At 71.7% G+C, this 26,554-nt stretch carries 21 protein-coding genes and 3 pseudogenes; 10 read left to right on the top strand and 14 right to left on the bottom strand.

Annotation, left to right across the window (positions count from 1 at the left end):
- Nucleotides 1-123 precede the first annotated feature (123 nt).
- The 6 genes and pseudogenes from ACTWQE_RS26755 to ACTWQE_RS26730 form a co-directional block, all read right to left on the bottom strand.
- Entirely contained in the window at nt 124-375 is a 252-nt protein-coding gene (locus ACTWQE_RS26755) for a hypothetical protein (RefSeq protein WP_443331620.1), read from the bottom strand.
- A gap of 267 nt (nt 376-642) precedes the next feature.
- Nucleotides 643-1,057 (bottom strand): annotated as a pseudogene (locus ACTWQE_RS26750) (PP2C family protein-serine/threonine phosphatase); the annotation flags it as partial.
- Nucleotides 1,058-1,143: 86 nt separating this feature from the next.
- Entirely contained in the window at nt 1,144-2,208 is a 1,065-nt protein-coding gene (locus ACTWQE_RS26745) for an SCO0930 family lipoprotein (protein WP_443331619.1), read from the bottom strand.
- Between the two features lie 379 nt (nt 2,209-2,587).
- Nucleotides 2,588-3,352 carry an alpha/beta fold hydrolase gene (locus ACTWQE_RS26740; protein ID WP_443331618.1) on the bottom strand — a complete coding sequence of 255 codons (765 nt, stop codon included), beginning with the start codon at nt 3,350-3,352 and terminating at the stop codon, nt 2,588-2,590.
- Nucleotides 3,353-3,509: 157 nt separating this feature from the next.
- Nucleotides 3,510-3,986 (bottom strand): annotated as a pseudogene (locus ACTWQE_RS26735) (GNAT family N-acetyltransferase).
- A 235-nt stretch (nt 3,987-4,221) separates the two neighbouring features.
- Nucleotides 4,222-4,785 carry a TIGR03086 family metal-binding protein gene (locus tag ACTWQE_RS26730; RefSeq protein ID WP_443331617.1) on the bottom strand — a complete coding sequence of 188 codons (564 nt, stop codon included), beginning with the start codon at nt 4,783-4,785 and terminating at the stop codon, nt 4,222-4,224.
- A 539-nt stretch (nt 4,786-5,324) separates the two neighbouring features.
- Between ACTWQE_RS26730 and ACTWQE_RS26725 the strand changes: the two genes are divergently transcribed.
- From ACTWQE_RS26725 to ACTWQE_RS26695, 7 genes are all read left to right on the top strand, one after another.
- On the top strand, nt 5,325-6,257 hold the full coding sequence (locus ACTWQE_RS26725; RefSeq protein WP_443331616.1) for a DMT family transporter: 933 nt from the start codon (nt 5,325-5,327) through the stop codon (nt 6,255-6,257).
- 805 nt (nt 6,258-7,062) lie between these two features.
- The gene (locus ACTWQE_RS26720; protein ID WP_443331615.1) at nt 7,063-7,824 is read left to right on the top strand and encodes a DeoR/GlpR family DNA-binding transcription regulator; all 762 of its coding nucleotides are present in this window, start codon (nt 7,063-7,065) and stop codon (nt 7,822-7,824) included.
- A gap of 128 nt (nt 7,825-7,952) precedes the next feature.
- Nucleotides 7,953-9,311, top strand: coding sequence for an ABC transporter substrate-binding protein (locus ACTWQE_RS26715; protein WP_443331614.1), 1,359 nt, complete (start codon nt 7,953-7,955; stop codon nt 9,309-9,311).
- Entirely contained in the window at nt 9,308-10,288 is a 981-nt protein-coding gene (locus tag ACTWQE_RS26710; RefSeq protein ID WP_443331613.1) for a carbohydrate ABC transporter permease, read from the top strand. Before ACTWQE_RS26715 ends, ACTWQE_RS26710 begins: the two co-directional genes overlap by 4 nt.
- Nucleotides 10,285-11,148 carry a carbohydrate ABC transporter permease gene (locus ACTWQE_RS26705; protein WP_443331612.1) on the top strand — a complete coding sequence of 288 codons (864 nt, stop codon included), beginning with the start codon at nt 10,285-10,287 and terminating at the stop codon, nt 11,146-11,148. The genes ACTWQE_RS26710 and ACTWQE_RS26705 overlap by 4 nt, the downstream gene beginning before the upstream one ends.
- Nucleotides 11,145-12,134: a zinc-dependent alcohol dehydrogenase family protein gene (locus ACTWQE_RS26700; RefSeq protein WP_443331611.1), complete on the top strand. Its 990-nt coding sequence runs from the start codon at nt 11,145-11,147 to the stop codon at nt 12,132-12,134. Before ACTWQE_RS26705 ends, ACTWQE_RS26700 begins: the two co-directional genes overlap by 4 nt.
- Nucleotides 12,135-12,288: 154 nt before the next feature.
- Nucleotides 12,289-12,528: a chaplin gene (locus ACTWQE_RS26695; protein ID WP_443331610.1), complete on the top strand. Its 240-nt coding sequence runs from the start codon at nt 12,289-12,291 to the stop codon at nt 12,526-12,528.
- A 280-nt stretch (nt 12,529-12,808) separates the two neighbouring features.
- Here ACTWQE_RS26695 and ACTWQE_RS26690 read toward each other — a convergent pair whose 3' ends face one another.
- From ACTWQE_RS26690 to ACTWQE_RS26680, 3 genes are all read right to left on the bottom strand, one after another.
- Nucleotides 12,809-13,114 (bottom strand): GNAT family N-acetyltransferase, encoded by a 306-nt coding sequence (locus tag ACTWQE_RS26690; protein WP_443331609.1) that lies wholly within the window; start codon nt 13,112-13,114, stop codon nt 12,809-12,811.
- A gap of 43 nt (nt 13,115-13,157) precedes the next feature.
- On the bottom strand, nt 13,158-13,724 hold the full coding sequence (locus ACTWQE_RS26685) for a GNAT family N-acetyltransferase (protein ID WP_443331608.1): 567 nt from the start codon (nt 13,722-13,724) through the stop codon (nt 13,158-13,160).
- A gap of 234 nt (nt 13,725-13,958) precedes the next feature.
- Entirely contained in the window at nt 13,959-14,699 is a 741-nt protein-coding gene (locus ACTWQE_RS26680; protein WP_443331607.1) for a VOC family protein, read from the bottom strand.
- Between the two features lie 144 nt (nt 14,700-14,843).
- Between ACTWQE_RS26680 and ACTWQE_RS26675 the strand changes: the two genes are divergently transcribed.
- Nucleotides 14,844-16,082 (top strand): FUSC family protein, encoded by a 1,239-nt coding sequence (locus ACTWQE_RS26675; protein ID WP_443331606.1) that lies wholly within the window; start codon nt 14,844-14,846, stop codon nt 16,080-16,082.
- A gap of 276 nt (nt 16,083-16,358) precedes the next feature.
- Here ACTWQE_RS26675 and ACTWQE_RS26670 read toward each other — a convergent pair whose 3' ends face one another.
- From ACTWQE_RS26670 to ACTWQE_RS26660, 3 genes and pseudogenes are all read right to left on the bottom strand, one after another.
- Complete coding sequence (locus ACTWQE_RS26670) at nt 16,359-18,755, bottom strand: glycoside hydrolase family 65 protein (RefSeq protein WP_443331605.1); 2,397 nt, start codon at nt 18,753-18,755, stop codon at nt 16,359-16,361.
- Nucleotides 18,756-18,757: 2 nt separating this feature from the next.
- On the bottom strand, nt 18,758-19,723 hold the full coding sequence (locus tag ACTWQE_RS26665; RefSeq protein WP_443331604.1) for an HAD family hydrolase: 966 nt from the start codon (nt 19,721-19,723) through the stop codon (nt 18,758-18,760).
- Between the two features lie 452 nt (nt 19,724-20,175).
- Nucleotides 20,176-21,706: pseudogene (locus ACTWQE_RS26660) on the bottom strand (FAD-dependent monooxygenase).
- 109 nt (nt 21,707-21,815) lie between these two features.
- Here ACTWQE_RS26660 and ACTWQE_RS26655 point away from each other — a divergent pair.
- The gene (locus tag ACTWQE_RS26655) at nt 21,816-22,457 is read left to right on the top strand and encodes a TetR/AcrR family transcriptional regulator (RefSeq protein ID WP_443331603.1); all 642 of its coding nucleotides are present in this window, start codon (nt 21,816-21,818) and stop codon (nt 22,455-22,457) included.
- Nucleotides 22,458-22,499: 42 nt separating this feature from the next.
- Here ACTWQE_RS26655 and ACTWQE_RS26650 read toward each other — a convergent pair whose 3' ends face one another.
- Nucleotides 22,500-22,979, bottom strand: a complete 480-nt coding sequence (locus tag ACTWQE_RS26650; RefSeq protein WP_443331602.1) for a hypothetical protein — start codon at nt 22,977-22,979, stop codon at nt 22,500-22,502.
- Nucleotides 22,980-23,177: 198 nt separating this feature from the next.
- Nucleotides 23,178-24,047, bottom strand: a complete 870-nt coding sequence (locus ACTWQE_RS26645) for a leishmanolysin-related zinc metalloendopeptidase (protein ID WP_443331601.1) — start codon at nt 24,045-24,047, stop codon at nt 23,178-23,180.
- 299 nt (nt 24,048-24,346) lie between these two features.
- Between ACTWQE_RS26645 and ACTWQE_RS26640 the strand changes: the two genes are divergently transcribed.
- Entirely contained in the window at nt 24,347-26,503 is a 2,157-nt protein-coding gene (locus ACTWQE_RS26640; protein WP_443331600.1) for an endonuclease, read from the top strand.
- The last annotated feature ends 51 nt before the right edge of the window (nt 26,504-26,554 follow it).

The raw sequence follows: 26,554 nt of genomic DNA, 5'->3' as shown, positions 1-26,554 counted from the left end.
CCCAGTACGAGGACGACCTCCCCCAGCCTCCGGCCGGGGGTACCCCCACCGCCTTGCGATCGCACGCACCAGCCGCCGCGACCCCCGCCCTTCGGGCGGACGGCGCTACTTTCGAAACACGCCCTAGTCGGCCGTCCGCGCCTCGTGGGCGAGGATATGGGCCTGCCAGCGGCCGAGGAGCTCCGCCCGGTCCACGCCCGCGGCGTCCGCCTCGAGCAGCAGCGCCTCGGCGGCCATGGCGGCCAGGCGGACGGCGATGTGGCTGACGTCGCGGGCGTCGAGCGGTTCCAGGAGCGCGGCCGCGCCCTCGCCGTCGTTGGCGAGGGCACAGGCCACGACGGCCATCGTCATCCGGTCCCATTCGTGTGCCTTCACAGCGACACCCTGCCCGGCGGGGCACCGCGGTGAACGCCCGGGGCAGAAGATCCCCGCCTCGCCGCCCCTTCTGAGCTGCCGATGACCGCTGGAGGGTGAACTCCTGCTCCTGGAGGATGAACTCCTCCGGACGCTCTTCCCGGTTCCCTGCGACTCGACCCCCCAGACGTCGGACAGCCGGTCCACCAGAAGCAGTCCGCGGCCCGAGACCCCCGTATCACCGGGCTCGCGGCGGCGGGGCAGGCTGCTGGACATGTCCTCCACCTCGGCCCTCAGCCGGTGGTCTTGTACGTCGCCGATGACGGCGCCGACCCGGCCGCCGGGATCACGTCGTACCAGTCGCCACCGATGTCGTGCCCGAAACGCGCCGAGCGATAGCGCACGGCGAGGTGGGCGCCGGGAACGTCGGGGATGCTGCGGGGGAGCATGGCCGACTGGAGGCTCTCCGCGATGTCGTGCTCCTGGTCGAAGAGCATGGCCCGCTGGAGCTCTGCGCGATGCTGCTGCTGAGGGCGACCAGGAGGTTGCGCTCCTACGGGGTTAAGGAGTGCTTGTCCCGGTAGAGGGAACCCAGGGCGCCGAGCGGCCGGGATAGGTGGCGGCGGAGACGTCGAGCGGCTCGATGTGGGGGCCACGGCCGGGGATACCGGCCGGCGAACTCCTCGGGCGAGGTCATCAGACGCGATCGGCGGGGGGGCCGACATCCTCGGTTGTCGGCCCCTCCGCCGCACTGCCTCCTGTCCGGGTCCGGGGACGGACAGGCTTCTTTCAGTCGTCTCCGACCTTCTTGCCGTCGGGCGAGACGGCGAACCAGGCGTCGCCGACGCCCTGACCGTTGGTGTCCCCGGGCTTCTCGTCGCCCGTGTACCAGTACAGCAGCCAGCAGTCGACGGCCAGTTGCCTGTCGCCGTCCTGACGGGTGAACGAGGTCAGCAGCTTCGGATCGATGCCCTCGACATCGGCCTTGTCGACGGGCTCGGCAGGCTTCCAGGTGTCAAGACACTTCCCGGTGCAGTTGGACTTCATCGGCCATGCGGAGTCCTTGTCGAAGCGGTAGAGCGTCCGTCCCCTGCCGTCCCGGATGATCTCGCCCAGCTCCGGGTCGTTGACGGTCGACAGTCCGGGCAGCTTCTCCTCTGCCGCTCCGGAACCGGCCTCGCCACCGGCCTCGGCACCGGCCTCGCCACCGGCCTCCGCACCACCGGCCTCACCGGCTTCCGCACCACCGGCCTCGGCACCGGCCTCGGCACCGGCACCGGCCTCCGCACCGCCTCCTGCGGCCTTCGTGCCGTCGGGCGCCGAGGCGAACCACGTGCCGCCCACACCCTCACCCTTGGTCTGCCACGGCTTCTTGTCCTTGGAGTACCGGTACATCGGCCATCCAGCGACGGTGAGCTGCTGGGTGCCGTCGGCGCGGGTGACCTCGCCCAGCAGCGAGGCGTCGATTCCGGCGGCCGCGGAGACATCGGCAGCGGGGACGGGCGGCCAGGTGGTGGCGCAGTCGCCGTCGCAGTTGGACTTCGAGGGCTCGGGCGTGTCCTTGTCGAACCGGTAGAGGGTGAACCCCTCGCTGTCGGCCAGTATGGATCCGAGCTTCTTGTTCTCACCGATCATCAACTGGCCCGCCGCCTTGGCCTTGCCGCCCTGCGGCGCCGCGCCCCCGTTCCCGTTGCCGCCCTGTCCGACGCCGTTGCCCTGTCCGTTCGCGGCGTCGGCCTGCCCCGCGGGCTGCACGCCGGTCGACTGCGCCCCGTTCGTCTCGGTCCCGCATGCCGTCGTCAGCATGATCGCCGCAGCGGTCACCGCGATCGAGGCGCTCTGCCACTTCCTCATGTCCACTCCTGCAGTCCGCTTCCGTCCGGCGCGCGGATGCGCCTCTGACGGCGCTAAGTACGGACGGTGGCGTCAGGTGCGTTCAAATTGGCCATGTTTTCCGGGCCCGGACCCGGGCCGGGTCCGGGCGACACGGACCGGCCTCGTGTGCGTCACCGTACGGCTTCACGCACGTCACCATCCGGCCTCGCAGGCATACCGGTACGGCCTCGCGCGCCTCACCCGGTACGGCTTCGCGCCCGGCCCACAGCCGCCGCGGGCCCCGCCCGTACACGGCCTCACGCCCCGCCCGAACACGGCCTCAGGCCCCGCCCGAACTCGGTCGCGCGCCCCTCCCCGTACGCGGCCGCGCACCCCGCCCCGTACGGCGTCGCGGGCCTCACCGGTACAGGAAGTCCTCCATGGCGCGGACGAGTTCGAACGGGGCCTCGTCCGCCGGGTAATGCCCCGCCCAGGAAAGCTCGACAAGATCGGCGCGCGGATACCAGCGCAGCCAGGTCCGCCGCATCGTCTCCGCCGACAGCGCCGGATCATGCGCCCCCACCACGACCCGCACCGGCACCGGCGATCCTTCGATCTCCTCGTGGAAGTCCTCCAGGGCCCAGGAGTCCAGCCAGGCCCGGAAGGCCTTCGGGTCGGTGCAGTCCATGGAGTGACGCACCATCAGATCCAGCCACGCGGCGGGATGCCGGCCTCCCGTCGTCCGGTCGATGATGGTCCGGCGGTTCTCCGGCCGGCCGGCGGCGGACGCGAAGAGCTCCCACTGTTCCTCCGTCATCGGAACCCCGCTGGCCGGAACGGGCGAGACCCCGACCACGCCTCGTACCCGGTGGCCCGCGGCGGCCACGACACGCTGCGCGACCGCACCGCCCATGGAGTGGCCGACGAGCCAGAAATGCGGCCAGCGGAGGTGATCGGCGAGCGCCAGCAGGTCTCGTCCCGCCTCGCTGGTGGTGTACGCGCCGGGGGTGTCGCGGGCCTCCCCATAGCCGCGCAGATCCGGTATGGCGTAGGTGAAGGCGTCCCGGTCGACGTGCGGGAGCACGGCGGCGTACGCCGCCCGGTCGGCGAGCCAGCCGTGGACGGCGATGACCCGGCGGGGTCCGCTGCCGACCAGGTGATGTGGCGGTACGAGGGGGCCCATGATTCCTCCGGTCCGGACGGTGCGCGGGGGGGTGGCTCTCACACGTACGGCACCCAAGGTGGCTTGAACCGCCCGGTCCGGCAACCCCGCGTCGGACCCGCACCGGTCGGATCCGGGAACTCCGGTGGAAGCTCCGGCTCCGGTCAGCCTGCTCCGGTCAGAGCTCCGGGTGGAGGATGTTCCGTGCCACCGGGCCGTGGACGGGGGTGGCGGAAGGCCCGCGGGACCGTACCGATGACCGAGAAGCCCAGCGACGTCCAGAGCGACATGGCCGGGTGGGTCTCGACGACCGCGTTGAACACCATGCCTTCGTGACCCTCTCGCCGCGCCTCCTGGAGGAAGTGCTCGGCCAGACGACGGCCGATGCCGCGACCCGCCTCGTCGGGGTCGACCATGAAACCGGCGTTGGCGATATGCGCAGCGGGGCCGCCGTAGGTGGGCTTGCGGTAGGCCGAACCGACGATCCGGCCGGCGTCCTCGGCCACGAAACCCGCGAAGAGGGCCCCATCCACAGGTCCGGGGCCGCGGGCTCGGGGGTCCGCGAGTCCATGGCGTACGTCTCCCCCGCGGCCACGATCCGCTGCCAGAACGGCCATATGCGGGGCCAGTCCCGCTCATCGGCGTCTCTGAGCATAGAACCGACGGGGAGGCCGCACCGCGGGAGGGCACGGACGCACAGCCCGCATCGTGGAGGGCGAGCGGGCGGAGATCCCGAAGGCGAGCACGGGCGCGGGACCGGAAGGCGAGCACGGGCGCTGGCCGGAAGGCGAGCACGGGCGCATGGCCGCATCGCACGTGGCGCAGCGTGGGCACACGCACCGCAGCGTGGCAGAGCGCGGGCGGTACGACGTCCGCGCCGGTCCCGTCCGTCAGGGGCGGCGGCCCAGGAGGCCGACGAGCCTGTCCTGGACGGGCGCGGAGGCCGGCACCTCGACCGGAGGGGCGAAGACCCCGGCGCCTTGCCAGCTGCCCGCCTGCGGTTCGACGAAGTCGAATACCTCGGACGCCAGCTCCTCGTCCAGCGGCTCGTCGTCCCCGATGCCGCGGGCCAGATCCCAGGCGTGCACCGTGAGGTCGGTGATCATCTGCCAGCCGTACGCGGTGGCGGGGATCGGACCGCCGCTGGTCTCCACATCGATGTCGAGCGCTCCGGGCCGGTGGAACGCGGCGGCCGAATCCTTCTCGGCCCGGTCCCACGCGGCTACCGGATCGTCTCCGAGCACATCGCCCTCGAACCGGTCGCCGACCTCGGCGAGCGTCGCGCCACGCAGCAACCACGGCGCCCAGAGATGCTCGCCGACGAGGTGGTTGACCAGATCGCGCACCGACCACTCGGTGCACGGCGTGGCGGCCGACCACTGGTCGGCCGCCACCCGGTGCACCCGGTGGCCGAACTCCGCGCGCCCCCTGTCGAACGCGTCGAGCAGTTCCATGGCGTCAGTCCGTTCCCGCGGGAGGAGCCGGGGCCGGCTGGGGCTCGGGACCCGGCGCCGGGTCCGGGTGGTTGGGCCCCGGCGGGACGGGCGGGATCGGATCAGGTGGTACGGGCCCGGGGCTCGGACCGGGTACGGGCCCCGGTCCGGGACCGGGCGGAGGGGTGGGTGTAGGCGGCACGGGGTCGGGGTGCGTCATCACATACCTCCCGGACAGATCGCAACGGTGTGCGGCGACATCCGCCGCCGGCCGTCGGGTACCCCGGCGCCCTGGATTCAGACCCCCGTCCTCCGTTTCCTCGCGTGCCGCGGTCACAGGGCGCCCCGGATGGCACTCCCGGCCGGTGGCGGCACAGATGCGGCGGAGGCGACCGCCGTCACCAGGTCCGCCGCCGGTCTCCGTCAGGAGGCGGATCCGGCTTCCCGGCGTCCTCCGTCAGGTGTACGCGAGGTGGGCACCGCAAGACGACGACAACGGGGCGCCCGGCGGGGAGGGTTGAGCCCGTGATCAGCCACCGATCTCCCCGGCAGGACCGGACATGAGCTCACTGACACCGCCCGTACTGCTGTCCCTGGCGTCAGCGGTCTGTTACGGCGCGGCCGCCATCGTCCAGGAGAGAGTCGCGACGGCCGTTACCTCGCGGCGGCGGACCGCGCTCCTCCGCCACCGGGCGTGGTGGTCCGCGGTCGCGCTGAACGGGGCCGGAGCGGCCCTTCACGTGGTGGCCCTGGGCTGCGGGCCGCTGACGCTCGTCCAGCCGCTGGGCGTCCTGACCATCGTCTTCGTGCTGCCCATGGCGGCGGTGTGTGTAGGACGGCAGGTCACGTCCGCCGGTTGGCGCGGTGCCCTGATGGTCTCGGTGGGGCTGGCCGGGATTCTGCTGCTGACCGGCCCGGCCGAGCAGTCGCAACCCCTGTCCGGCAACGAGCGGCTCGGGGTGGCGGCGTGCGCCGCGGGGGCGATCGCCGTGCTCGTACCGGCGGGTCGGCGGGCGCGGCGGCCGGGGGTGCGGAGCGTGGCCCTGGCCGGTGCGGCCGGGGTCTCCTTCGGTGTCTCCTCGGTGTTCGTCAAGACGGTGGCCGAGGACTGGTCCCCGGCCTCGGTGGCCGGGCAACTGCCGAGCATGGGCATGATCGCGCTGCTGGCCGCCACGGGCCTGGCGGCCTCGCAGGCCTCCTACCGCGGGGGCGGGCTGACCGCGCCGCTGGCGACGGTGACTGTCGTCAACCCGGTGGTGGCGGCGGGCGTTGGCATGGTGGTGCTGGACGAGGGGTTCCGCTTCGGCGTCGCGGGGGCACTGACGGCGCTTGCCGCGGGCGTGCTCACCGCCTGGGGCCTGGTCGTCCTCACGGCGGACGGCGCCCGTCGGCACCGGCAGCCGGCGCCGGCCGACGGCCCGGCCGTGGTCCGCGTCCCCTGCCCGGACCCGGTGCTCCGGGAGGACCGGCCGGCTCTGCTGGCCGCGAGCTGACACGGTTTGCCGGCCGCCGCGAGCTGACACGGCGTGCCGGACCTGCGGGGCCGCTCACGGCGCCGGGAAGCCGCGGGGTTCGGGTCGTCCCGGCCACCGAGGAGCGGGCGAGTTCCTCCGGGATACGTGGGCCGGGGTGTGTACGGGCCGGCCTCATCCGTGCCGATCGGTCCATGTGCCCGCAGCCGTGGACCGCCGCCTGCCTCCGGAACCGCCGCAGCCGGGCCGCGGCGGGCTGCGGCCCGTCGCGAGCAGCGCCGCCGTACGCCCCGTGCGGTCGGGCCGTGCCCTCTTCCGTGCCTTTTCGTGCCTTTCCGTGCCTTTCCGTACCTCTTCCGCGGCTCTTCCGCGGCTCTTCCGCGGCTCTTCCGCGTCCGTGCCCTCGTCCGTGCCTCGCGCAGGGGGCCGCGTACTCCCGCCGCACCCTGTCTGCTTGCACGGAGCACGCCGCAGGCGCGGGCTGACCGGCCTCGCGCCCCGGTAAGGACCCACCGCCCCCCGGAGGCCGCCGTCCGGGGACGCGGTGGGCTCCTGGGGACCGCGGCTCTCCTCCGCCCTTCTCCGGAACGGGCGGACTCCGGAACGGGCGGAAAGTGGGCTCGCCGACGCCCCATCCGGGCAGCCGCCCCCCTCCCCGGAACCGGCCGTTCCGTTGCTGCGCAGCGGCGATGCCGTTCCCGGAACGGGCACAAACGGTCACGATCCTCGCTGTGACGAGCCTGGCCACCGTGCGTTCGGGCTTGTAGAAACGATTTCACCAGCCCGAACGGGCATCGGGTCGGCCGAGGAGAGAAGGAGGTGCGCCGTGGACGCCGAGGAGCGACGGCGGGGGATTCTCGACCTGGCCCGACGCACGGGGTCCGTCGATGTCACCACGCTGTCCGCCGACTTCGGGGTCGCCAAGGAGACCGTCCGTCGGGATCTGCACGCCCTGGAGGAACACGGGCTCGTACGACGCACGCACGGCGGCGCGTATCCGGTGGAGAGCGCGGGGTTCGAGACGACCCTGGCTTTCCGCACCACCATGCACGTGCCGGAGAAGTCCCGGATCGCCTCCGCCGCCGCCGAGCTTCTCGGTGACGCGGAGACCGTCTTCGTCGACGAGGGGTTCACCCCGCAGCTCATCGCGGAGGCCCTCCCCCGCGAACGGCCGCTCACCGTGGTCACGGCATCGCTGGCGGTGGCGAGCGGGCTGGCGGCCTCCGGGCGGATCACCGTCCTCCTCCTCGGCGGCCGCGTCCGCGGCGGCACGATGGCCACCGTCGACCACTGGGCGACCCATATGCTCTCCGGCTTCGTCATCGACCTGGCTTTCGTCGGGGCCAACGGCATCTCCCGCAGCTATGGGCTGACCACACCGGATCCGGCGGTCAGCGAGGTCAAGGCCCAGGTGATGCGGGTGGCGCGACGACGGGTCTTCGCGGGCGTCCATACCAAGTTCGGGGCGGTCAGCTTCTGCCGGTTCGCGGACGTGGCCGACTTCGAGGCGATCGTGACCGACACGGGGCTGCCGCCGGCCGAGGGCCAGCGCTACTCCCTGCTGGGCCCCCAGATCATCCGGGTGTGAGCCGCACCCTCCACCGACAACTCCAGTTCTCTCCCCACACCACCCCCCGCGGGTGGTCCGGCCCGGCATGCCCGGAACCGGGCGCCCCGCTCCACACCACAGCTCAACCGAGCAGTCGGGAGACTCTCATGCCTGTCCAGGGACGACACGGCGTACGCACCCTCGTCGTGGCCACAGCCACCGGGGCACTGCTCGCGGCGTGCGCAGGCGCCGGCGGGACCGGATCCGCCGACGGCGACACCATCAACGTCCTCATGGTGAACAACCCGCAGATGGTCGAGTTGCAGAAGCTCACCGCGGACCACTTCACCCGGAAGACCGGGATCAAGGTCAAATTCACCTTGCTCCCCGAGAACGACGTCCGCGACAAGATCAGTCAGGACTTCTCCAACCAGGCCGGACAGTACGACGTCGCCACGATCAGCAACTTCGAAGTGCCGTTCTACGCGAAGAACCAGTGGCTCCACCCCTTGGACGACTATGCCGCCAAGGACAAGGCCTTCGATCAGAACGACATCCTGCAGCCGGTGCGGGAGTCCCTCACCGCCGACGACGGCAAGCTCTACGGCCAGCCCTTCTACGGCGAGTCGTCCTTTCTGATGTACCGCAAGGACGTCTTCGCCGAGAAAGGCCTGAAGATGCCGGATAAGCCGACCTGGAAACAGGTCGCCGGCCTCGCGGCGAAGGCCGACGGGGCACAGCCCGGGATGAAGGGCATCTGCCTGCGGGGCCAGCCCGGCTGGGGTGAGGTGATCGCCCCGCTCACCACGGTCGTCAACACCTTCGGCGGCACCTGGTTCACCAAGGACTGGCAGGCGCGGCTGACCTCACCGGAGTTCACCAGAGCGACAAAGTTCTATGTCGATCTGGTGCGCCGGCACGGCGAGGCGGGTGCCGCCCAGGCGGGATACGCCGAGTGCCTCAACAACCTCACCCAGGGCAAGGCCGCCATGTGGTACGACGCGACGGCCGCCGCCGGCTCCCTGGAGGCGGCGAAGTCCCCGGTGAAGGGCAAGATCGGCTATGTGCCCGCGCCCGTGGAGCGGACCGCGCACTCCGGCTGGCTCTACACCTGGGCCTGGGGCATGCAGAAGGCGTCCACGAATCCCGACAAGGCCTGGACGTTCATCTCCTGGGCCTCCGGCAAGGGCTACGAGGCCCTCGTCGGCAAGGAGACCGGCTGGGCGGACGCACCCGCCGGCAAGCGGGCCTCCACCTATGCCAACGCCGACTACCGGAAGGCCGCGGGCGCCTTCGCGAAGGTCACCCAGGAGTCGATCAGCAACGCCAGGCCCCGCGACCCGGGCACTCAGCCACGGCCGACCATCGGCATCCAGTTCGTCGGCATCCCGGAGTTCTCCGACCTCGGCACCAAGGTCTCGCAAGAGATCAGCGCGGCCATCGCCGGCCGCCAGTCGGTCGACGAGGCCCTGAAGAAGTCCCAGAAGCTGGCCGAGAAGGTCGGCAAGGAGTACCAGGAGCGATGACCACACCGACACCGGTGCGCGCACATCGCGCCCCGCCACCGAACCCCGGGACCGCGCCTCCCCGCGACGCCCGCACCCACCGCATCCGCGGCGCCCGGTCCCGGCGGCTCCCGCTGCTGCCGGCGCTGGTGTTCCTGGTAGCGGTCACCCAACTGCCCTTTGTGGCCACCCTGGTGATCTCCCTCTTCGACTGGAACGCCCTGGCCCCCGACGCCCGTCACTTCACCGGGCTGTCCAACTACACTGCCGTGGCCACCGACCCGGAACTGCGCGACTCGGTGCTCACCACCGCCCTGCTGACCGCCACCGTCGTCATCGCGAGCGTGGTCATCGGACTGCTGCTGGCACTGCTGCTGGACCGTGCGTTCTTCGGCCGGGGCCTGGTGCGCACCCTGCTCATCGCTCCCTTCCTGCTGGTTCCGGTCGCCGCGGCGCAGCTGTGGAAGCACGCGCTGTACAACCCCGAGTACGGGCTCCTCAACGGCGGCCTGACCTGGCTCGGCGAGCTCGTCGGGGACGACACGCCCGCGCAGCCCGACTGGATCTCCGGTATGCCGCTGCTCGCGGTGGAGACCTCCCTGGTCTGGCAGTGGACACCGTTCATGATGCTGATCCTGCTGGCCGGGCTGCAGAGCCGGCCCCTGGAGATGGTGGAGGCGGCCCGTCTCGACGGCGCGAGCAACGGACAGATCTTCCGCTATCTCACGCTGCCGCATCTGCGGCGCTACCTCGAACTCGGCGTCCTGCTCGGCTCCATCCACATCGTGCAGAACTTCGACGCGGTCTTCATCATCACCTCCGGCGGTCTGGGCACCGCCAACCTGCCCTACACGATCTACCAGGCCTTCTACAAGGCCCACGAGTACGGGCAGGCCTCGGCCGCGGGCGTGCTCGTCGTGATCGGCTCCATCGTCATCGCGACCTTCGCCCTGCGCGTGGTCTCCTCCCTCTTCCGCGAGGAGGTGTCGCGGGCATGACCTCGTCCGCTCTCCCCCGTCCGCCCGCCGCGCGCCGGGCCCGGCGCCGCAGCGCGGCGCTGGGCCTGCTGGCCTGGCTGGCCGCCATCCTGTTCGTGCTTCCCGTGGCCTGGATGGTGCTGACCTCACTGCACTCGGAGGCGGACGCCGCCACCAACCCGCCGTCCCTGGCCGCCTCGCTCACCCTGGACGGCTACCGGGAGTTCTTCGGCGCCACGGGCGGAGCGAGCCCCTGGCCCGCCCTGATCAACTCCACGACGGCGAGCGTGGTCTCCACGCTCTTCGTGCTGCTCCTGGCGCTGCCCGCGGCGTACGCGCTGTCCATCCGCCGGGTGCGCAAGTGGACGGATGTGCTCTTCTTCTTCCTGTCCACGAAGATGCTGCCGGTCGTGGCCGGGCTCCTGCCGGTGTACCTGTTCGCCAAGAGCACCGGGATGCTCGACAACATCTGGCTGCTGGTCATCCTCTACACGTCGATGAACCTGCCGATCGCGGTCTGGATGATGCAGTCCTTCCTCGCGGACATCCCGGTGTCCGTCATCGAGGCCGCCCGGGTCGACGGGGCGCCTCTGCGCACGATCCTCGCCCGCATCGTGGCCCCGGTGGCCGGCCCCGGCATCGCCGCGACCGCGCTGATCTGTTTCATCTTCAGCTGGAACGAGATGCTCTTCGCCCGGGTGCTCACCGGGGTCACGGCTCAGACCGCACCCGTCTTCCTGACCGGCTTCGTCACCAGCGAGGGCCTGTTCCTCGCCCAGCTGTGCGCCGCGTCGGTCGTCATCTCCCTGCCGGTGCTCGCCGCCGGTTTCGCCGCCCAGGACAAGCTCGTCCAGGGCCTCTCCCTTGGAGCCGTCAAATGAGGGCCGCGCTCATCGAAGCACCCGGCAAGGTCACCGTTACCACCCTGCCCGATCCGGCTCCGGGGCCGCGGGAGGTCGTGGTGGATGTCGCCGCCTGCGGGCTGTGCGGCACCGATCTCCATATCCTCCAGGGCGAGTTCGCCCCCACCCTGCCGGTCGTGCCCGGCCATGAGTTCGCCGGTGAGATCGTGGGGGTCGGCAGCGACGTGACCGAACTGGCGGTGGGCGACCGGGTCGCCGTCGACCCCTCGCTGTACTGCCATGAGTGCCGCTACTGCCGCGTCGGCCACAACAACCTCTGCGACCGCTGGGCGGCGATCGGGGTGAGCGTCGCCGGAGGCGCCGCCGAGTACGCCCTTGCCCCCGCGGCCAACTGCGTCCGCCTGCCGGACCATGTGGACGTACGGGACGCGGCGTTGATCGAGCCGCTCTCCTGCGCCGTCCGGGGCTACGACGTGCTCGGCAGCCGGCTCGGCGCCGAAGTGCTGATCTACGGCTCGGGCACGATGGGCCTGATGATGCTGGAGCTCGCCAAGCGCACCGGCGCCACCGCGGTGGACGTCCTCGACGTCAACCCGGAACGGCTCGCCACAGCACAGAAGTTGGGCTGCTCTCGCGCCGCCGCGGCCGCCGAGGAGCTGGACAACCCCCGCGGCTGGGACGTGGTCATCGACGCCACCGGGAACGCGGCGGCGATCCAGGACGGGCTCGGCCGCGTCGCCAAGGCGGGCACCTTCCTGCAGTTCGGTGTCGCCGACTACGCGACCACCGCCACCATCGAGCCGTACCGCATCTACAACCAGGAGATCACCATCACCGGCTCCATGGCGGTGCTGCACAGTTACGAACGTGCCGCGGAGCTGTTCGCGGCGGGGGTGCTCGACCCGGAGGTCTTCATCAGCCACCGGCTGCCGCTGGAGCAGTACCCGCAGGCACTGGACCGGTTCCGGTCCGGCCAGGGCCGCAAGATCGTGGTGGAGCCCTGAGCGCGCCGCTGCCCCGGTCCCGGCTCGCGATCACCCGATCGGGCTAAAGCGGGACGGGAGGCGCATCCTCATCCTCCGCGGTGCGTTGATCCGGTTCCCTGCTTGTCACAGGCCGGGATCTTCGTTCTGTACGACTGAGGAAAGAGTTAGCGTCATGTCGCGTATTGCCAAGGCCGCCGTTCTGGCCGTTGCTGCTGGTGCCGCCCTCTCCGGGGCCGCCGGTGCCGCCGTCGCCGACTCGGGAGCGCAGGGCGCCGCCGTGTTCTCCCCCGGCATCGGCTCCGGCAACGTCGTCCAGGCTCCGGTCCACGTTCCGGTCAACGCCTGCGGGAACACCATCAGTGTCGTCGGCCTCCTCAACCCCACCTTCGGCAACTACTGCGTCAACCGGTAACACCCCGCGAAGCCCACGGGCTTCGACTCCTACGGGGCGGACTGCCGGAGGGCTCCCCGGCTCCTCCGCCCCGACGGCTGTGGCGCCCGCCCAACGGGAAGGCGGGCGCCACACCCATGACCGCGGGGCCGTGGGCCCGCCCCGGTGAAGCGGACCGGTCGTCACGGCGTTCGCCCCGGCCGGTGGCGGCCTCCACCCACGGAGAGGCGGCCGCACCGGGGCCGCCGAACCAGCCGGACCCGGAGGCCGCCACGCCGGACCTGAAGACCGCACACCGCCGTCAGAGGCCGAACCGCTCGTGCTCTCCGCTCGGAACCAGCTCCCTGTACTCGGGGTGCTTGCCGATCCAGCCCCGTACGAAGGGGCAGTAGGGCAGGACCGCGAGGTGCTGCTCCCGCGCCGTGTCGAGAACCGTACGCACCAGCTGTCCGCCCATCCCCCGGCCTTCGAACCGGGAGGCGATCTCGGTATGGGTGAGCGCGAGCTCGTCCCGGTACCGGTGGTACTCGGCGAATCCCACGAGCTCGTCGCCGTCGAGGATCTCGAAGCGTGACTTCCCGGGGTTGTCGGCGATGTCGGGCTCCACGGCGCTCCCTCCCGGTCGTCGGCGGCTCACCTGCCGGGCCCGGTCAGCGGGCCCGGCCGTCCGTGGGCATCCGTACCGGTTCCGGCAGGTCGGAGGGGCGGATGCGGTAGACGTTGAGCCGCATGTCGTAGTACTTGGACGTCTCCCCCACCCACTCCATCCCGATCCTGCGTGCCGTCGCCGCGGCCCTGGTGTTGTTGGGGCGGGCGACCGCGAACAGTTCGTCGACGCCCTGCTCGAACGCCCAGCGGACCAGCGCGGTCCCGGCCTCGGTCGCGTAGCCCCTCCCCCAGGCCTCGGGGCACAGCTGCCAGCCGATCTCCAGGTCCACCTCGTAGGGCGGCAGCATCCGGATGACGAGCCCGCCGACCACATGGCCGTCCTCCTGCCGCTCGACCGCCCACCTCCCCGACGGCCGCACCAGGTTGGGCTGCGACTCCTCCCACGCCTGCAGCACGGCCCGCATGGCCGGGAGATCCCCCACCCGGTGCATCGCGGGGGTCAGCCAGTGGGCGACCTCCTCGGCACCGTAGATCCGGAGCGCCGCCTCGGCATCGGAGGCGGACCAGTCGCGCACCACCAGACGTTCCGTACGCAGCGGCGATTGCATGCTCCTCACGCTAACCGGAGCGGGCCGGGGCGGCCTCTCGGCCGACGGGCCGTCCGGGCGGGGGCAGCGGGCGTGCACCGGCGCCGCGCGCGAGGGGAGCGGGGCGGCGCGGGCATGTCGTCACCGGCGGAACCGGCCGGCGGCCTCCGTCCGCTGCCGGAACCGGGCACGGAGGGTGACCGGCCGTCCCCGTACGCCGGCTGAAACCGCTCGTCGACCGGGCAGGCGGCTCGGTCACACGGCGGAGGTGTCGCCCCCCGTCGTCACGGTGAACAGACCCCCCTGCGGGTCGCGGAGCGTCGCCGCGCGCCCGATGGAGGAGTCGTCCGGTTCGGCGGCGAGCGTGCCGCCGGCCTTCAGGGCCGCTTCCGCGGCGGCGTCGACATCGGCCACCCGGAAGTACACGTTCCAGCGCGGCCGGACCTGCGGGTCGGGGTCCGCCTCGACACCGCCCCCGCGCAGGCGGGCCACTTTCTGTCCGCCGGCCAGGACGACGACCGCGTCGTGCTCGTACTCGACCTCGCAGCTGTCGGGCCTCCCGGAGGCCCAGTCGAAGACCTCGGCGTAGAAGATGGCCGCGGCGAAGGCGTCGCGGGTACGCAACTCCAGCCAGGCCGGGGCGCCCCCCTTCCCCACCTGCCAGCCGGGGACCACCTCGCCCTCCCAGAAGCCGAAGACGGCCCCGGCCGGGTCGGCGGCCAGTGCGGCACGGCCCTTGCCGAAGGTCAGGGGACCGACCGCCACCGTGGCGCTGCGCTCCCGGATCCGGGAGGCCGTGATGTCGGCGCTCTCGACGGAGAAGTACACGGTCCAGGAGACGGGGACTCCCATGGTGTGCGCGAGGGCTCCGATGCCGGCCACCGGATGCCCGTCCGCCAGGGCCATGGTGAAGTCCTCGCCCAGGGTCCCGGGGCTGAACGTCCACCCCATCACCGCCCCGTAGAAGCTCTGCGCGGCCTCGAGGTCGCGCGTCATCAAACTCACCCAGCAAGGCGCTCCGTGCACCGCGCGCGTGGACGACATGTCCGCCACTGTGCCACCCGCCCCCTCTCTTCGCCTGCCGACCGGCCCCCGGACGGACCGGCGCCGATGATGCCCATCGCGCCGCTCCCGGGAACCATGAGAAGTGTGCGAGGACTCTCCGAGACGGTCGCCGGCCTCCTCCGGCGGCACAACGAGCCGATCGTGGTGCAGACGGTGCGGTGCACCGTGGCCGCGACGGCCGCCTTCGCGGCCGCCGACTGGCTCATCTCGGGAGGCCCGCCGCCCCTGCTCGCACCGCTGACGGCACTGCTGGTCGTCCAGGTCAGCCTGTACGCGACCCTCACCACCGGCATGCGCCGGGTGAACAGCGTGGTGGCGGGTGTGCTGATCGCCTCGGCGTTCAGCGCCATCGTCGGACTGAGCTGGTGGAGCCTCGGCCTGCTCATCCTCTCCTCGCTGGTCGTCGGCCATATGGTGCGCGTCGACGAGTTCGTACCGGAGGTGGCGATCAGCGCCATGCTCGTGCTGGGCGTCAGTCATGTGGCGCAGGCGGCGTGGAGCAGGGTGGCCGAGACGCTGATCGGCGCCGCGGTCGGGATCCTCCTCAACGCGCTGGTCGCTCCGCCGGTGCTGGTGGAGCCGGCGGGCGAGGCCATCGCGGACCTGGCCCGGCGGATGCGGGCGCTGCTGATGCAGATCTCCCGGGAGCTGGAGCGGGGCGCGACCCGGGACGACGCCGTGCGCTGGCTCCATGGAGCCCGGGTGCTCGACAACGAGATCGCCCAGGTCGACGCGGCGCTGAACCGGGCGGACGAGAGCATGCGCTTCAATCCGCGGGTCCGGGAGGGTCTGCTCGCGCGATTGGTGCTGCGCAGCGGCCTCGACACCCTGGAGATCTGCGCGGTGGTGCTGCGGACCCTGTGCCGGTCGCTGACCGATCTCTCCCACCGGCGGCGGAACGAGCCGGTGTACGAGGGGCTGCTCGCCGCCGTCCTGAGCGAGCTGTTCACCCATATCGCCGACGCCGTCGACAGCTTCGGCCGGCTGATCACCGCGCAGGTGAGCTCCAATGCCGAGGTGGCGGAGGCGGAGCTGGCCAAGGCGCTGGAGGAGGGGCGGGAGGACCGCCAGCGGATCGCGGATCTGCTGCTGACCGAGTCCGAGAAGGAGCCGGACCGGTGGGAGCTGCACGGGGCCCTGCTCGCCAACGTCGATCGGCTGCTGAACGAGCTGGATGTCGAACGGCGCTCCCAGTGGCTGGCCGAGGAGCTCGACCGGCACCGGCAGGAGCCGGGGCGGCCCGGTCCGGCGTACCGGCTGCGCCGCGCGGCACGCTCGGCCCGGTGGAGGCTGCGTCGCCGGCGCGGCGCATGAGAGCCGGTCGGCCCGGTGGCGGCTGAGCCGCCGGCACGCGCAGGAGAACCGGACGGCCTCGTGACAGCCGAGCCGCCGATACCCGCAGGAGAACCGGTTCCGCCTCGTGACAGCTGAGCCGCCGGCACGCGCCCGGCGCGTCCGACGGGCCGCTCGGCGCCGCCCATGAAAACCGGACGGCCTCGTGACAGCTGAGCTGCCGAGGCGCGCATGAGGACCGGTCGGCCCGGCTGAGCCGCCGACACCCGCGGGAGAACCGGTCGCGCTGTGAGCCGCTCAGTCGAACGGCAGCCGTAGCCGGCACGACTCGCCGGGGCCGACCATGACCGACCGGCCGGACAGCATCAGACGGATCGGCGGCTCCGACGACGCCGGGACTGCGAACCGCAGCTGACCGTGGCGCAGTCGCAGATCCACGCCCCAGTGGCCGCGGTACCGCAGGGAGACCCCGTACTCGGACAGCTCGGGCAGCGGCACGGGGTCCAGCCACAGCGCGTCGTCGCGGGTCTCCAGGCCGGTCAGACCGCGCTGCACCAGATCGAGCGTCCCGGCCATGGCACCGAGGTGGATGCCCTCCCCGGTCGTACCGCCCTGCAGGTCGGCCACATCGCCCTCGAGCGCCTCCCGGACGAAGGTCCATGTCTCGGCGCGCCGCACCCGGGCCAGCACCCAGCCGTGCACGAGTCCGCTGAGGGTGGACCCGTGGCAGGTGCGGTGCAGGTAGTAGTCGACGGTGCGGTGCCAGGTCGCGTCGTCCAGCTCGTAGCCGAGCCGGCGGAAGAGACCCGACAGCTCGGCGGGGGAGAACAGATAGCCGAGCATCAGGACATCGGCCTGTTTGGAGGCCTGGTACCGGTTGACCGTGTCGCCTTCGGCCTCCAGGATCCGGTCCAGCCGCCGGATGTCGCCGTAGCGCTCGCGGTAGGTGCCCCAGTCCAGCTCGGCGAGGTCCCCGAAACCGTCGAACTGGCTGATGACGCCGCGGTGGAAGGGCACCCGCAGCCGTCGCGAGACATCCTCCCAGCGATCGAGTTCGCCGTCCGTCAGCCCCACGTCCTCGAGCAACCCCCGCCTCCGCGGCTCGGGCAGATCGCGGAGCAGGTCCAGTGCGTGACCGAGGACCCAGGCGGCCGTGACATTGGTGTACGCGTTGTCGTCCAGGCCCGGCTCGGCGGCGTCCGGATACGCGTCGTGGTACTCATCGGGGCCGACCACACCGCGGATGCAGTAGCGGCGGAAGCCGGGGTCGAGGACGGCGCTGTCCGCCCAGAAGCGCGCGATCTGCAGCAGCATCTCCGCGCCTTTGGTCTGCAGGTACTCGGTGTCCCCCGTGGCCTGGCAGTACTGCCACACGTTGTACGCGACGGCCGAGCCGACGTGGTGCTGCAGCCGCGAGTAATCCGGCAGCCAGCGCCCCGACCGGGGGTTCAGATGCAGCTGCTGGGTCTCCTCCCGCCCGTCGCTGCCGCTCTGCCATGGGTACATGGCACCGGACCGGCCCGCCTCACCCGCCATCCGGACGGCCTGCGGCAGCCGCCGGTGCCGGTAGTTCAGCAGAGCCCGCGAGACCTCCGGGAGGTGCAGGTTCAGATACGGCAGCACGAACAGCTCGTCCCAGAACACATGCCCCCGGTACGACTCACCGTGGAGCCCGCGGGCCGGGACTCCCACGTCGAGCTCCGCGGTGTGCGGGGAGAGCGTCTGGAGCACGTGGAAGAGATGGAGCCGCAGGATGAGGCCCGCCTCACCGGGAACGTCCAGCTCGGCGCGGCGCCACAGCTGTTCCCACGCCGCTGCCTGGGACTCCAGGAGACCGGCGAAGCCGGGAGCCTCGGCGACGTTGTCGGCAGCCGCCTGGAGGGGATCGCTGATCGCCGGGTCGTGGGAGGTGTGCAGCGAGACGATCTTGTCGACGGTGACGGGGGCGTGCGGTGCGATGGGGAGGTTGAGCAGATGTGCCGCCCGCGCGTGCCCGATGTGCTGCCGGGCCCAGGTGGGATCGGGTCCGATGACGCTGGTGCGCGCGGCCATGCCGATACCGATCTGCGAGGTGTTGGTACGGCAGGTCAGCCAGAGCGTCTCCGGTTCCATGGCGCCGGTGTGCGTATCGGCGAGATGACTGCCATTGAGGTCCCGGTAGCGGTGGACGCCCTCGTTGGTGACCTCACCGTCGAGCGCGGACTCGACCTCGATCTCCCCCGACCAGCCTTCGGGCGTGAACTCCGTCCGCAGCGCGGCCAGATGCGGCTCTCCCATATGGACGAGACGGATCTGCTCGACACGCATCCGCCGGCCGTCCGGGTCCTCGTACCGGATCCGGCGGGTGAGGGTGCCCCCGCGCAGGTCCAGGCTCTGCCGGTAGTCGAGCAGCTCAGCGGCGTCCTGGGAGAACCACGGGTCCGAGCCCTCCTCCGTACGGATGCGGAAGCGCAACGGCAGCCAGTTCGGCAGATTGACCATGTCCTCGTTCTCGACCTGGCGGCCTCCCACGATCGACATCAGACGGTTGTAGCAGCCCGCCGCGTAGGTGCCCGGGTAGTGGACGTCGTCGGCGACGCTCTCGGGCGCCGCGCCACGGGTGGCGAAGTAGCCGTTGCCGAGGGTGCACAGCGATTCCCGGAGCCGCTCCTGCGGGGGGTGATATCCGGTGTACTCCCAGGTCCACTCCTCCATCGTCAGGCTCCCGCGGTGGTACTGCCGGGCGGCGGCGAGGGGATGCCGACCGCGGGCGGGGCCGCCTGCGAGGCCGCTGACGGCGAGGACCCGACTTGTGACGGGCCGGTTTGCGAGGACCCGGCTTCTGACGGGCCAGCGTGCGAGGACCCGGCTTCTGACGGGCCGGCTTGCGAGGAAGCGGTCAGCAGCTCGGAGAGGTCCCGGACCACCAGGTCCGCGCCGTGTTCCCGCAGGTCGGCGGCGCTGGTGGGGCCTGCCGTCCGGTCCACTCCGACCACCAGGCCGAACCCCCCGCGCCGACCTGCCTCCACGCCCGCGAGCGCGTCCTCGACCACCGCGGTGTCCGCCGGCGGGGCACCCAGACGGCGGGCCGCCTCGAGGAAGAGCGCGGGATCGGGCTTGCCCGGCAGGCGCAGACGGGCGGCCTCGCCGCCGTCCACCAGCACCTGGAACCTGTCCCGCACCCCGGCCCGGGACAACAGCTCGCCGGCGTGCCGTGAGGCCGATACGGCGGCGCGGGGCACGCCCCGCCGGGACAGCACGTCCAGCAGCCGGACCGTCCCCGGGTAGGCGTCGATGCCGTGCTCCCGCAGCCGGTCGGTGAACACCTGCTCCTTCCGGGCGGCGACGGCCCGGACGGTCGCGGTGCCGGGCGGGTCGTCGGGCTGCCCATCGGGCAGGTGCACACCGCGGGAGGCGAGGAAGGCGGCGGCGCCGTCCAGCCGCGATCTGCCGTCCACGTGCCGCCGGTAGTCCTCGCGAATGTCGAACGGCCTGCGGGCGCCGGCATCGTCCGGCGGGAAGTCCCGCAGACACGCGTCGAAGGCCACCTTCCACGCCTCGGCGTGCACCCGGGCGGAGTCGGTGATCACACCGTCGGTGTCGAACACCACGGCCCGTACGGGCTCCAGGCGCGGCGCGTACTCGTCAGGGGCTGTTCCGGGCCGGTCAGGTGTCGGCGTCATCGCCTCGCCCTCTCGTCGCTCCCCTCGCGGCTGCTGCCCCTCCACTGTCGCCCGGGACTGCGGCGCCCTGCCAGCGCAGCCGACGGCGCACGGACCGCGGCGCGGCCCCCGGAGCCCTGTACTCGCGGGCTGAGACCTCGCCGGAGCCTCAAGGACCTCCCTCGTCATATTCTCTGCGAGTCCCTGCAAGAGGGCGTCGCGTCTCCGGATCCGGCAGGACTGTGCCCTCCTGGCCGGCGAAGGCACCGGGCCGGGTGTACCGACGTTCGGTAAGTCAGTAAACGCAGCACACGGCGGGAAACGTACGGCGCGGTCCCCGCGTTCCACGGCTCGGCCCCCGGTCGGCGGCTCAGGTGTTCCGACCCACCGCAGACGTCCCGCGGACGCATGACGCGCCGTCACTTTCCGGACGCCGCACAGCGGCACCGCTGTACGGCGCCGGGGACGAGGCCTCAGTGGCGCAGCGCGTCGAGGTAGGCCGGCACTGCCCGGGTGTCGGAAGCGGTTGCGGTCAGCCCCACGTAGTTGTCCGGCCGGATCAGCACCAGCGCGTCGTCCGCCACCCCGTAGGCCGACCGGGCATACCCCTGGTCGTCGGTCAGGCCCTGCGGTCCGGCGTCCACCGGGCATACCCGCACGGCGTCACCACGGGTCGCGGCTGCCGTTTCCCGCAGGGCACCGGCAGCGCCCGGGCCGAAGCCGAGCAGGGTGAAGTGCGGCCCGGCGAACCGGTCGAACAGGCGCGTGGGCGCGCCGGTCACAGCGTCACGGCAGGGGGCGTCCGGGGCGCGGTCGCCCGCCCGCAGCGGGCCGCTGCGTCCGTCCCCGTCCCGGGAGAGCGAGCTCCACCGGTATCCGAGGCCGAGGGTGGTCGTCTCCTCGGTGAAGACGACGTCCAGACCGCCCCCCGGCTCCTTGATCGCTTCCAGGGCGGCGCGGAGGTGGTCGGAGGTGAGGTCCAGCGTCCAGGCGGCGACGGGCAACCGCTCCTCCTCGTAGGTGTCGAGCAGACCGGGACCTCCCCGGCCGGTCACGGCCCACGCGAGCTTCCACCCCAGGTTGAAGGCGTCCTGGATACCGGTGTTCATCCCCAGTCCGCCGGCGATGGGATGGACATGGGCGGCGTCACCGGCCAGGAGGACCCGGCCCACCCGGTACCGCCCGGCCATCCGCACATTGACCCGGTAGGTCGACAGCAGGGTGGCGTGGGCCAGCCGGACGCCGGGCACGCGCGCGTGCCGGTCGAAAAGCCGTTGGAAGCTTTCCAGCGACGGCTCGACGAGGCCGCCGCGGGCGTCACGTTCGGGGCCGGCCTGGAACCACCACCCCCGAGGGCGTCCCCGGAATCGGACACAGCAGTACGGCACCGTCCTCGTCGAACCACTGGTGCCAGTACGCGCGGTCCGGCCCGTCGGCCTCGACGTCGCCACAGACCATCACCTGGTCCGGGGCCGTCTCCCCTTCGAGCGGGACTCCCAGACGTTTACGGGTCGTACTGTGGCCGCCGTCGCAGCCCACCAGATAGTCCGCCCGGATATGTCCGCCGTCGGCGAGCGTGGCCGTCACGCCGCTGTCGTCCTGGGTGAACTCGGCCAGCTCGGCGCCCAGTTCGACGCCCACGCCGTACTCCGCGAGGCGGGTGCGCAGGATCTCCTCCAGCTGCCACTGGGCGAGGAGCCACGCCCGGTCGTAGGGGGCGTCCGGGGTGGGCCGGGAGCCCTCGTACGGGTGGGCGTCCGCGATCGGTCGCCCTCCGCGGTACTTGCGCATGGGCGGAGGGGCCGTGCCCGAGGCGAGGACCTCGTCGATGACCCCGAGGTCCTCCAGGACCTCGAGGCTGCGGGGGTTGGGCCCCTTGGCGCGCGAAGTGCGGGGGAAGCGCGGGGCCTTCTCGATGATGCGCAGGGCGATGCCTCGCCGGGCGAGGTCGCAGGCGAGGGTCAGCCCGGTCGGTCCGGCGCCCACGATCAGCACACTGGTCATGGTTACTCCTGTCCAGATCTCGGTCGGACGCCAGACAAACGTAACCGAGTTAAAAATGCAACCCGGTTACAAACGATCCCCGGTCTTGCGCGGTGCTACGGTGAACGGCGTGAACGAGCGGACAGGGTTGCGAGCGCGCAAGAAGGAACGGACGCACCGGGCCATCTCGGACGCCGCGATCTCGCTGTTCCTGGCCCACGGCTACGACCGGGTCCCGGTGGCCGACGTCGCCGCCGCCGCCGAGGTGTCCAAGCCGACCCTGTTCCGGTACTTCCCGGCCAAGGAAGATCTGGTGCTGCACCGGATCGCCGACCACCAGGGCGAGTGGGCCCGCGTCGTACGCGGCCGCGCCCCCGGCGAATCGCCGCTGACCGCACTGCGCCGCCACTTCCACCACGGGCTGCGCGAGCGTGACCCCGTCACCGGACTCAACGACGATCCCGAGGTGCTGGCCTTCCACGCCCTGGTGTACTCCACACCGGCGCTGGTGGCGCGCCTGGCCCGGTACAGCACGGCGGACCAGGACGCCCTGACCGAGGCCCTGCACGAGGCGGCGGCCGCGGCGCCGTACGACATGGCGCCGCGCCTGGCCGCCGCGCAGCTCGTCACCGTCCATCAGGTCCTCGCCCGGGAGAACTGGCGGAAGGTCATGGACGGGCGCAGCGCGGAGGAGGTCCATCCCGAGGCGGTGGCGGACGCCGACCGCGCCTTCGACCTGCTCGGCGACGGCCTGGCCGGCCGGTTCGGCTGACGGGCCCGCGGCCCTACTGTCGACTGCCGGGCACCGCCCGGCTCAGGTCTCCAGGCTCTCGCCGGGAGCGGAGAAGAGCCGTCGAGCGTTGTCGTCGAGCGCGGCAAAGCCCTCCACGATCTGGGCTGCCACCCGCCACCGGCGCTCGCGCGGTTCCCAGCGCATCCGCCAGGCGTGGAAGGCCTCGCCGGTGTACGCGTCGCTTCTGGCCGCCCCGGGTTCGCGCCCGCGGAGGAAGAAGCGCACCCGGGTCCGGGCGTCGATGGAACCGCGCGGGCTCTCACGGGCTCCGAGGATCTGCACGATCTCGTGGGACTCGTCGAAGAAGACCGACCGCACCTGCAGGAAGTCCCTCAGCCCCGCCTCGCCCTGCCAGAGGTGCCCGCCCTCGAAGCCCGTCTCGAAGTCGTCGGTGAGGATGGCCGCACGCATCTCCTCCGGCGAGGCGTGTGCCTGCAGCAGGGTGAAGTACCGCTCGATCGTGTCGATGAGAACGGCTTCGAGGGCCGGGGAACCGGACATCGGAGCTCCCTTCACCAGCGGTTCCCGTCCCATCCCCGGATCCGACGGGGCCCGGTCCGGCCGTCCCCGCAGGGCGACGCCGGGGGGCGACGCCGCGGGGTCCGGCCTGACCGCCGCCCGCACCCACCGGGCGATGTCACGGGCCCGCCCTGCGTCACCGCCAGTCACCGGAAAGCAGCCACCGGAAAACAGCCACGGTCAACGGGACACGGCCACCGAGGCGTCCTGGGCCGACGGCAGCACGACGGGAATGACCGGCAGCACCATCCCGGTACCGGTCGGCGCTGTGTGCGCCACCAGCTCGCCGGCCTGGGCGAGTTCGAGAAGGTCGGGGAGGGCGTACGGTTCGGCGGCGTCGAGATCCACCTGATAGCCGAGGTCGCCGAGGCTCGCCGCCGTCAGCCGGCTCAACGGATTTCCCGGAGCTCCGATGAATCCGGACATCAACTCGTCGCGCAGTACGGCCTCCCGCCAGTGGGCGTCGGCGGTGCCGGGGCCACCGGTGTTCTCGACAGGAACAGGCACCGGCCGCGGTACGCCCAGGAGTTGGCCGTGCTCCTCCATGGCGGCACCCCCGACGAAATGGGGATTGGACGAACGGGGGTCCTTGAGCAGCCCTTTGCGCTCCCACAGCGTGCCGATTCCCAGAACATGCCCCATTTCATGGGTGATGACATCGTTCAGGGTGTCATCCGCTTCCATCCGGGCCAGATCCGCCGTATCGAAGGACATGATGCCCCGCACCGGAAGAAGTGCCGAGGAATTTCCTGAGGCGGGCCGCAAATGCGTCGGTCCCGCCTGCCCCAGGACCTTGCCCGTGCCGTCGATGGGAACGCCCTGAGCCAGAATCAGGATGTCGTCGATGACCTCACCACCGAGGACCACCGTCGGCAGGTCACCCACGATGATCCCTGTCCACCGGTCGGCGGCCCGGACGAATGCCTGCTCCTGACCGCTGGTCAGCCCGCCCAGGAACTGCACCTCGATGGTGAACGGTGAGGTCGTGGCGGCGAGTTCCTCGGCCCGCGCGAGGTCGGCAACCGCCTTGTACGTCCGGTACTGACACATGGCCGCTCCTCAGCTGAATACCGTTGCCCACCCCCGACCGAGCATAGGAGAGGGGCCACCCCACCGCTTGTTGAGCCGTCGAGCTTTGAAAGGCGAACAAATACCGGGCACCGCGGGGCGCGAGAAAACAGTCCGGCGAGCGGAAAGAATACGGCCGCGATACTCACTCCGCCATTCGAGTGAGCGGAATGCGGCGGCCTGTGCCAAGAATGGAGAAGCGGAGAACGTACCGAAGCCGCCGTAGGCCCCACAATGCAACGAGGAGGCGGGCCGTGATTACCGCGGAACACTTGTCCCAGGTGCACACAGATTTCCTGTCCCAGGTGGAAGAGGCCCGGAAGCGCTACGAGGGCCGTGCCACGGAGCGGGAGAGGACCCGGGAGGCCCTCGACCGCCGCGGCGTCCTCTACGCCGATGCCCCCGACCGGGTCAACAAACGCCTGGCCCGGCTGGGCGCCGACTGGTCGCTGGCCACCGCCCTGGAGCAGACGCCACCGCGGCCCACCACGGGCAGCAGCCTGCCTCTCGGGCCCGAGAGCTTCGGCGCCGACGTACTGGGGCTGGAACGCCTCATGGGGCGCAATGACCTCATCGAGGCCCGCTTCCTGGAGGCGGGCCATCTCGCGGCGAAGCCGGTCGGGCGGGTCACGGTCCGCGGGCGCGACGCCCACCACGGAACCGGCTTCATGGTGTCCCCGTCGCTTCTGCTGACCAACAATCATGTGCTGCGCAGCGCGGAGGAGGCGGGCCGTGGGATCATCGCCTTCAACTTCCAGGCGGGCCTGAACGGTCAGCCGCTGCCTCCGGTGACATTCGCCCTGGAGCCCGAGCGGTTCTTCGTCACCGACCGCGCTCTGGACTTCAGCGTGGTGGCCGTGGCCGGACGCGGTGAGGACGGCGGGCGGCTCACGGACTTCGGCCGGCTGACGCTGAGCGAGGCTCAGGGCAAGGTGCTCCTCGGGGAGAAGGTCGACATCATCCAGCACCCCAACGGGGAGCCCAAGCAGATCGCCCTGCGGGAGAACGAGATCGTGGACCTGCTGGAGAGGTTCGTCCACTACGACGCCGACACCCTCCAGGGCTCCTCCGGCTCGCCCGTCTTCAACGACCAGTGGGAAGTGGTCGCCCTGCACCACGCCGGTGTTCCCCGTACCGACGACGCCGGCAACCTTCTCGCCGTCGACGGGTCGCGCTGGACCCCGGACATGGGCGAGCACCGGCTGGCGTGGAAGGCCAACGAGGGGGTGCGGATCAGCCAGGTCCTCAACGCCCTGCGGCAGTTCCCGCTGACCGGTCTCGCCGCCGAACTGCGGGAACAGGTGTTCATCAGCGAGGCTGCGGGCGCGTTGGACGGCGTACTCCCGGCGTCCGCGGCGCAGGCGGTGACCGCGGTGTCCGCGCGGAACGGAGCCGCACCGGATGGTACGGCGTCCCGTACCGCCGCCGAGGACATCACCTCCTGGAACGGGCCCTTGCAGATCAGCGTGAGCCTCGCTCCGTCGGTGACCGTGACCGATGCGCCGACGGTGGCCTCCGTGACGGCGGGCCCGGGTCCGGTGGCTCCCGCGCCCGGGCAGGTGGACGGTCACCGGCCGGCCGAAACGGACCTGAACGCGGCGCTGGTCAATCTCGAAGCGGGGCGGGGACGCCCGTACTACGACGCGGCGAAGGACCGCGCCGAGCGCGACGCGTACTACGCCGACATCCGGACCACCACCCCCGCCGGACTGCACCGCGCGCTGGCCCGCCTCCTGGAGTCCACCCATGAGCGGCGCCCCGGCTACAAGCCGATGCGACTGCTCTACCCCTGGGTGGACCTGCACCCGGATCTGCAGCTGCAGGGCATCTACTCCGGCAAGGGCTTCGCCCCGGAGGAGTTCATACGCGCCGACGCCGCCGTGGAGTCCGCCCGGATCGGCCGCTGGCAGGAATTCCTGATCCAGGAGAGCGCTCCGGCTCCGGCGGCCCTCGAGGCCGAACTCGACGCCCTGGAGGCGGCCCTGCCGTTCAACTGCGAGCATGTCGTGCCGCAGTCCTGGTTCGCCAAGGACGAACCGATGCGCGGCGATCTGCACCATCTCTTCGCCTGCGAGTCGGGCTGCAACAGCTTCCGCGGCAACATCCCCTACTTCGACTTCCCCGACCGCGAGGAAGCCGTCCGGAACGACTGCGGACGCCGGGAGACGAAGAAGTTCGAACCCTCGGCGGGAAAGGGCCCGGTCGCCAGGGCCACGCTGTACTTCCTGCTGCGCTACCCCAAGCTGATCGGCGATGCCGAGGGGGAATTCCCGCAGGACCGTCTGGACCTGCTTCTGTCCTGGCACGCGGACAACCCGGTGACCGACTACGAACGGCACCGCAATGCCGCCATCGCCGAGATCCAGGGAAACCGCAACCCCCTGATAGACAACCCGGAGTGGGCCGAAGAGATCGACTTCACCGCGGCCTGGCCCTGAGGAGACAGGCGGCGGCGGCCGGAAACAGCGCCGCGCGGGGCGGTCGGATCC

Source organism: Streptomyces sp. 8N706 (assembly GCF_052245415.1).
Taxonomy (GTDB): Bacteria; Actinomycetota; Actinomycetes; order Streptomycetales; family Streptomycetaceae; genus Streptomyces.
Note: the sequence above shows the minus strand (reverse complement) of the source record. Positions and strands in the feature narration are given on the sequence as shown.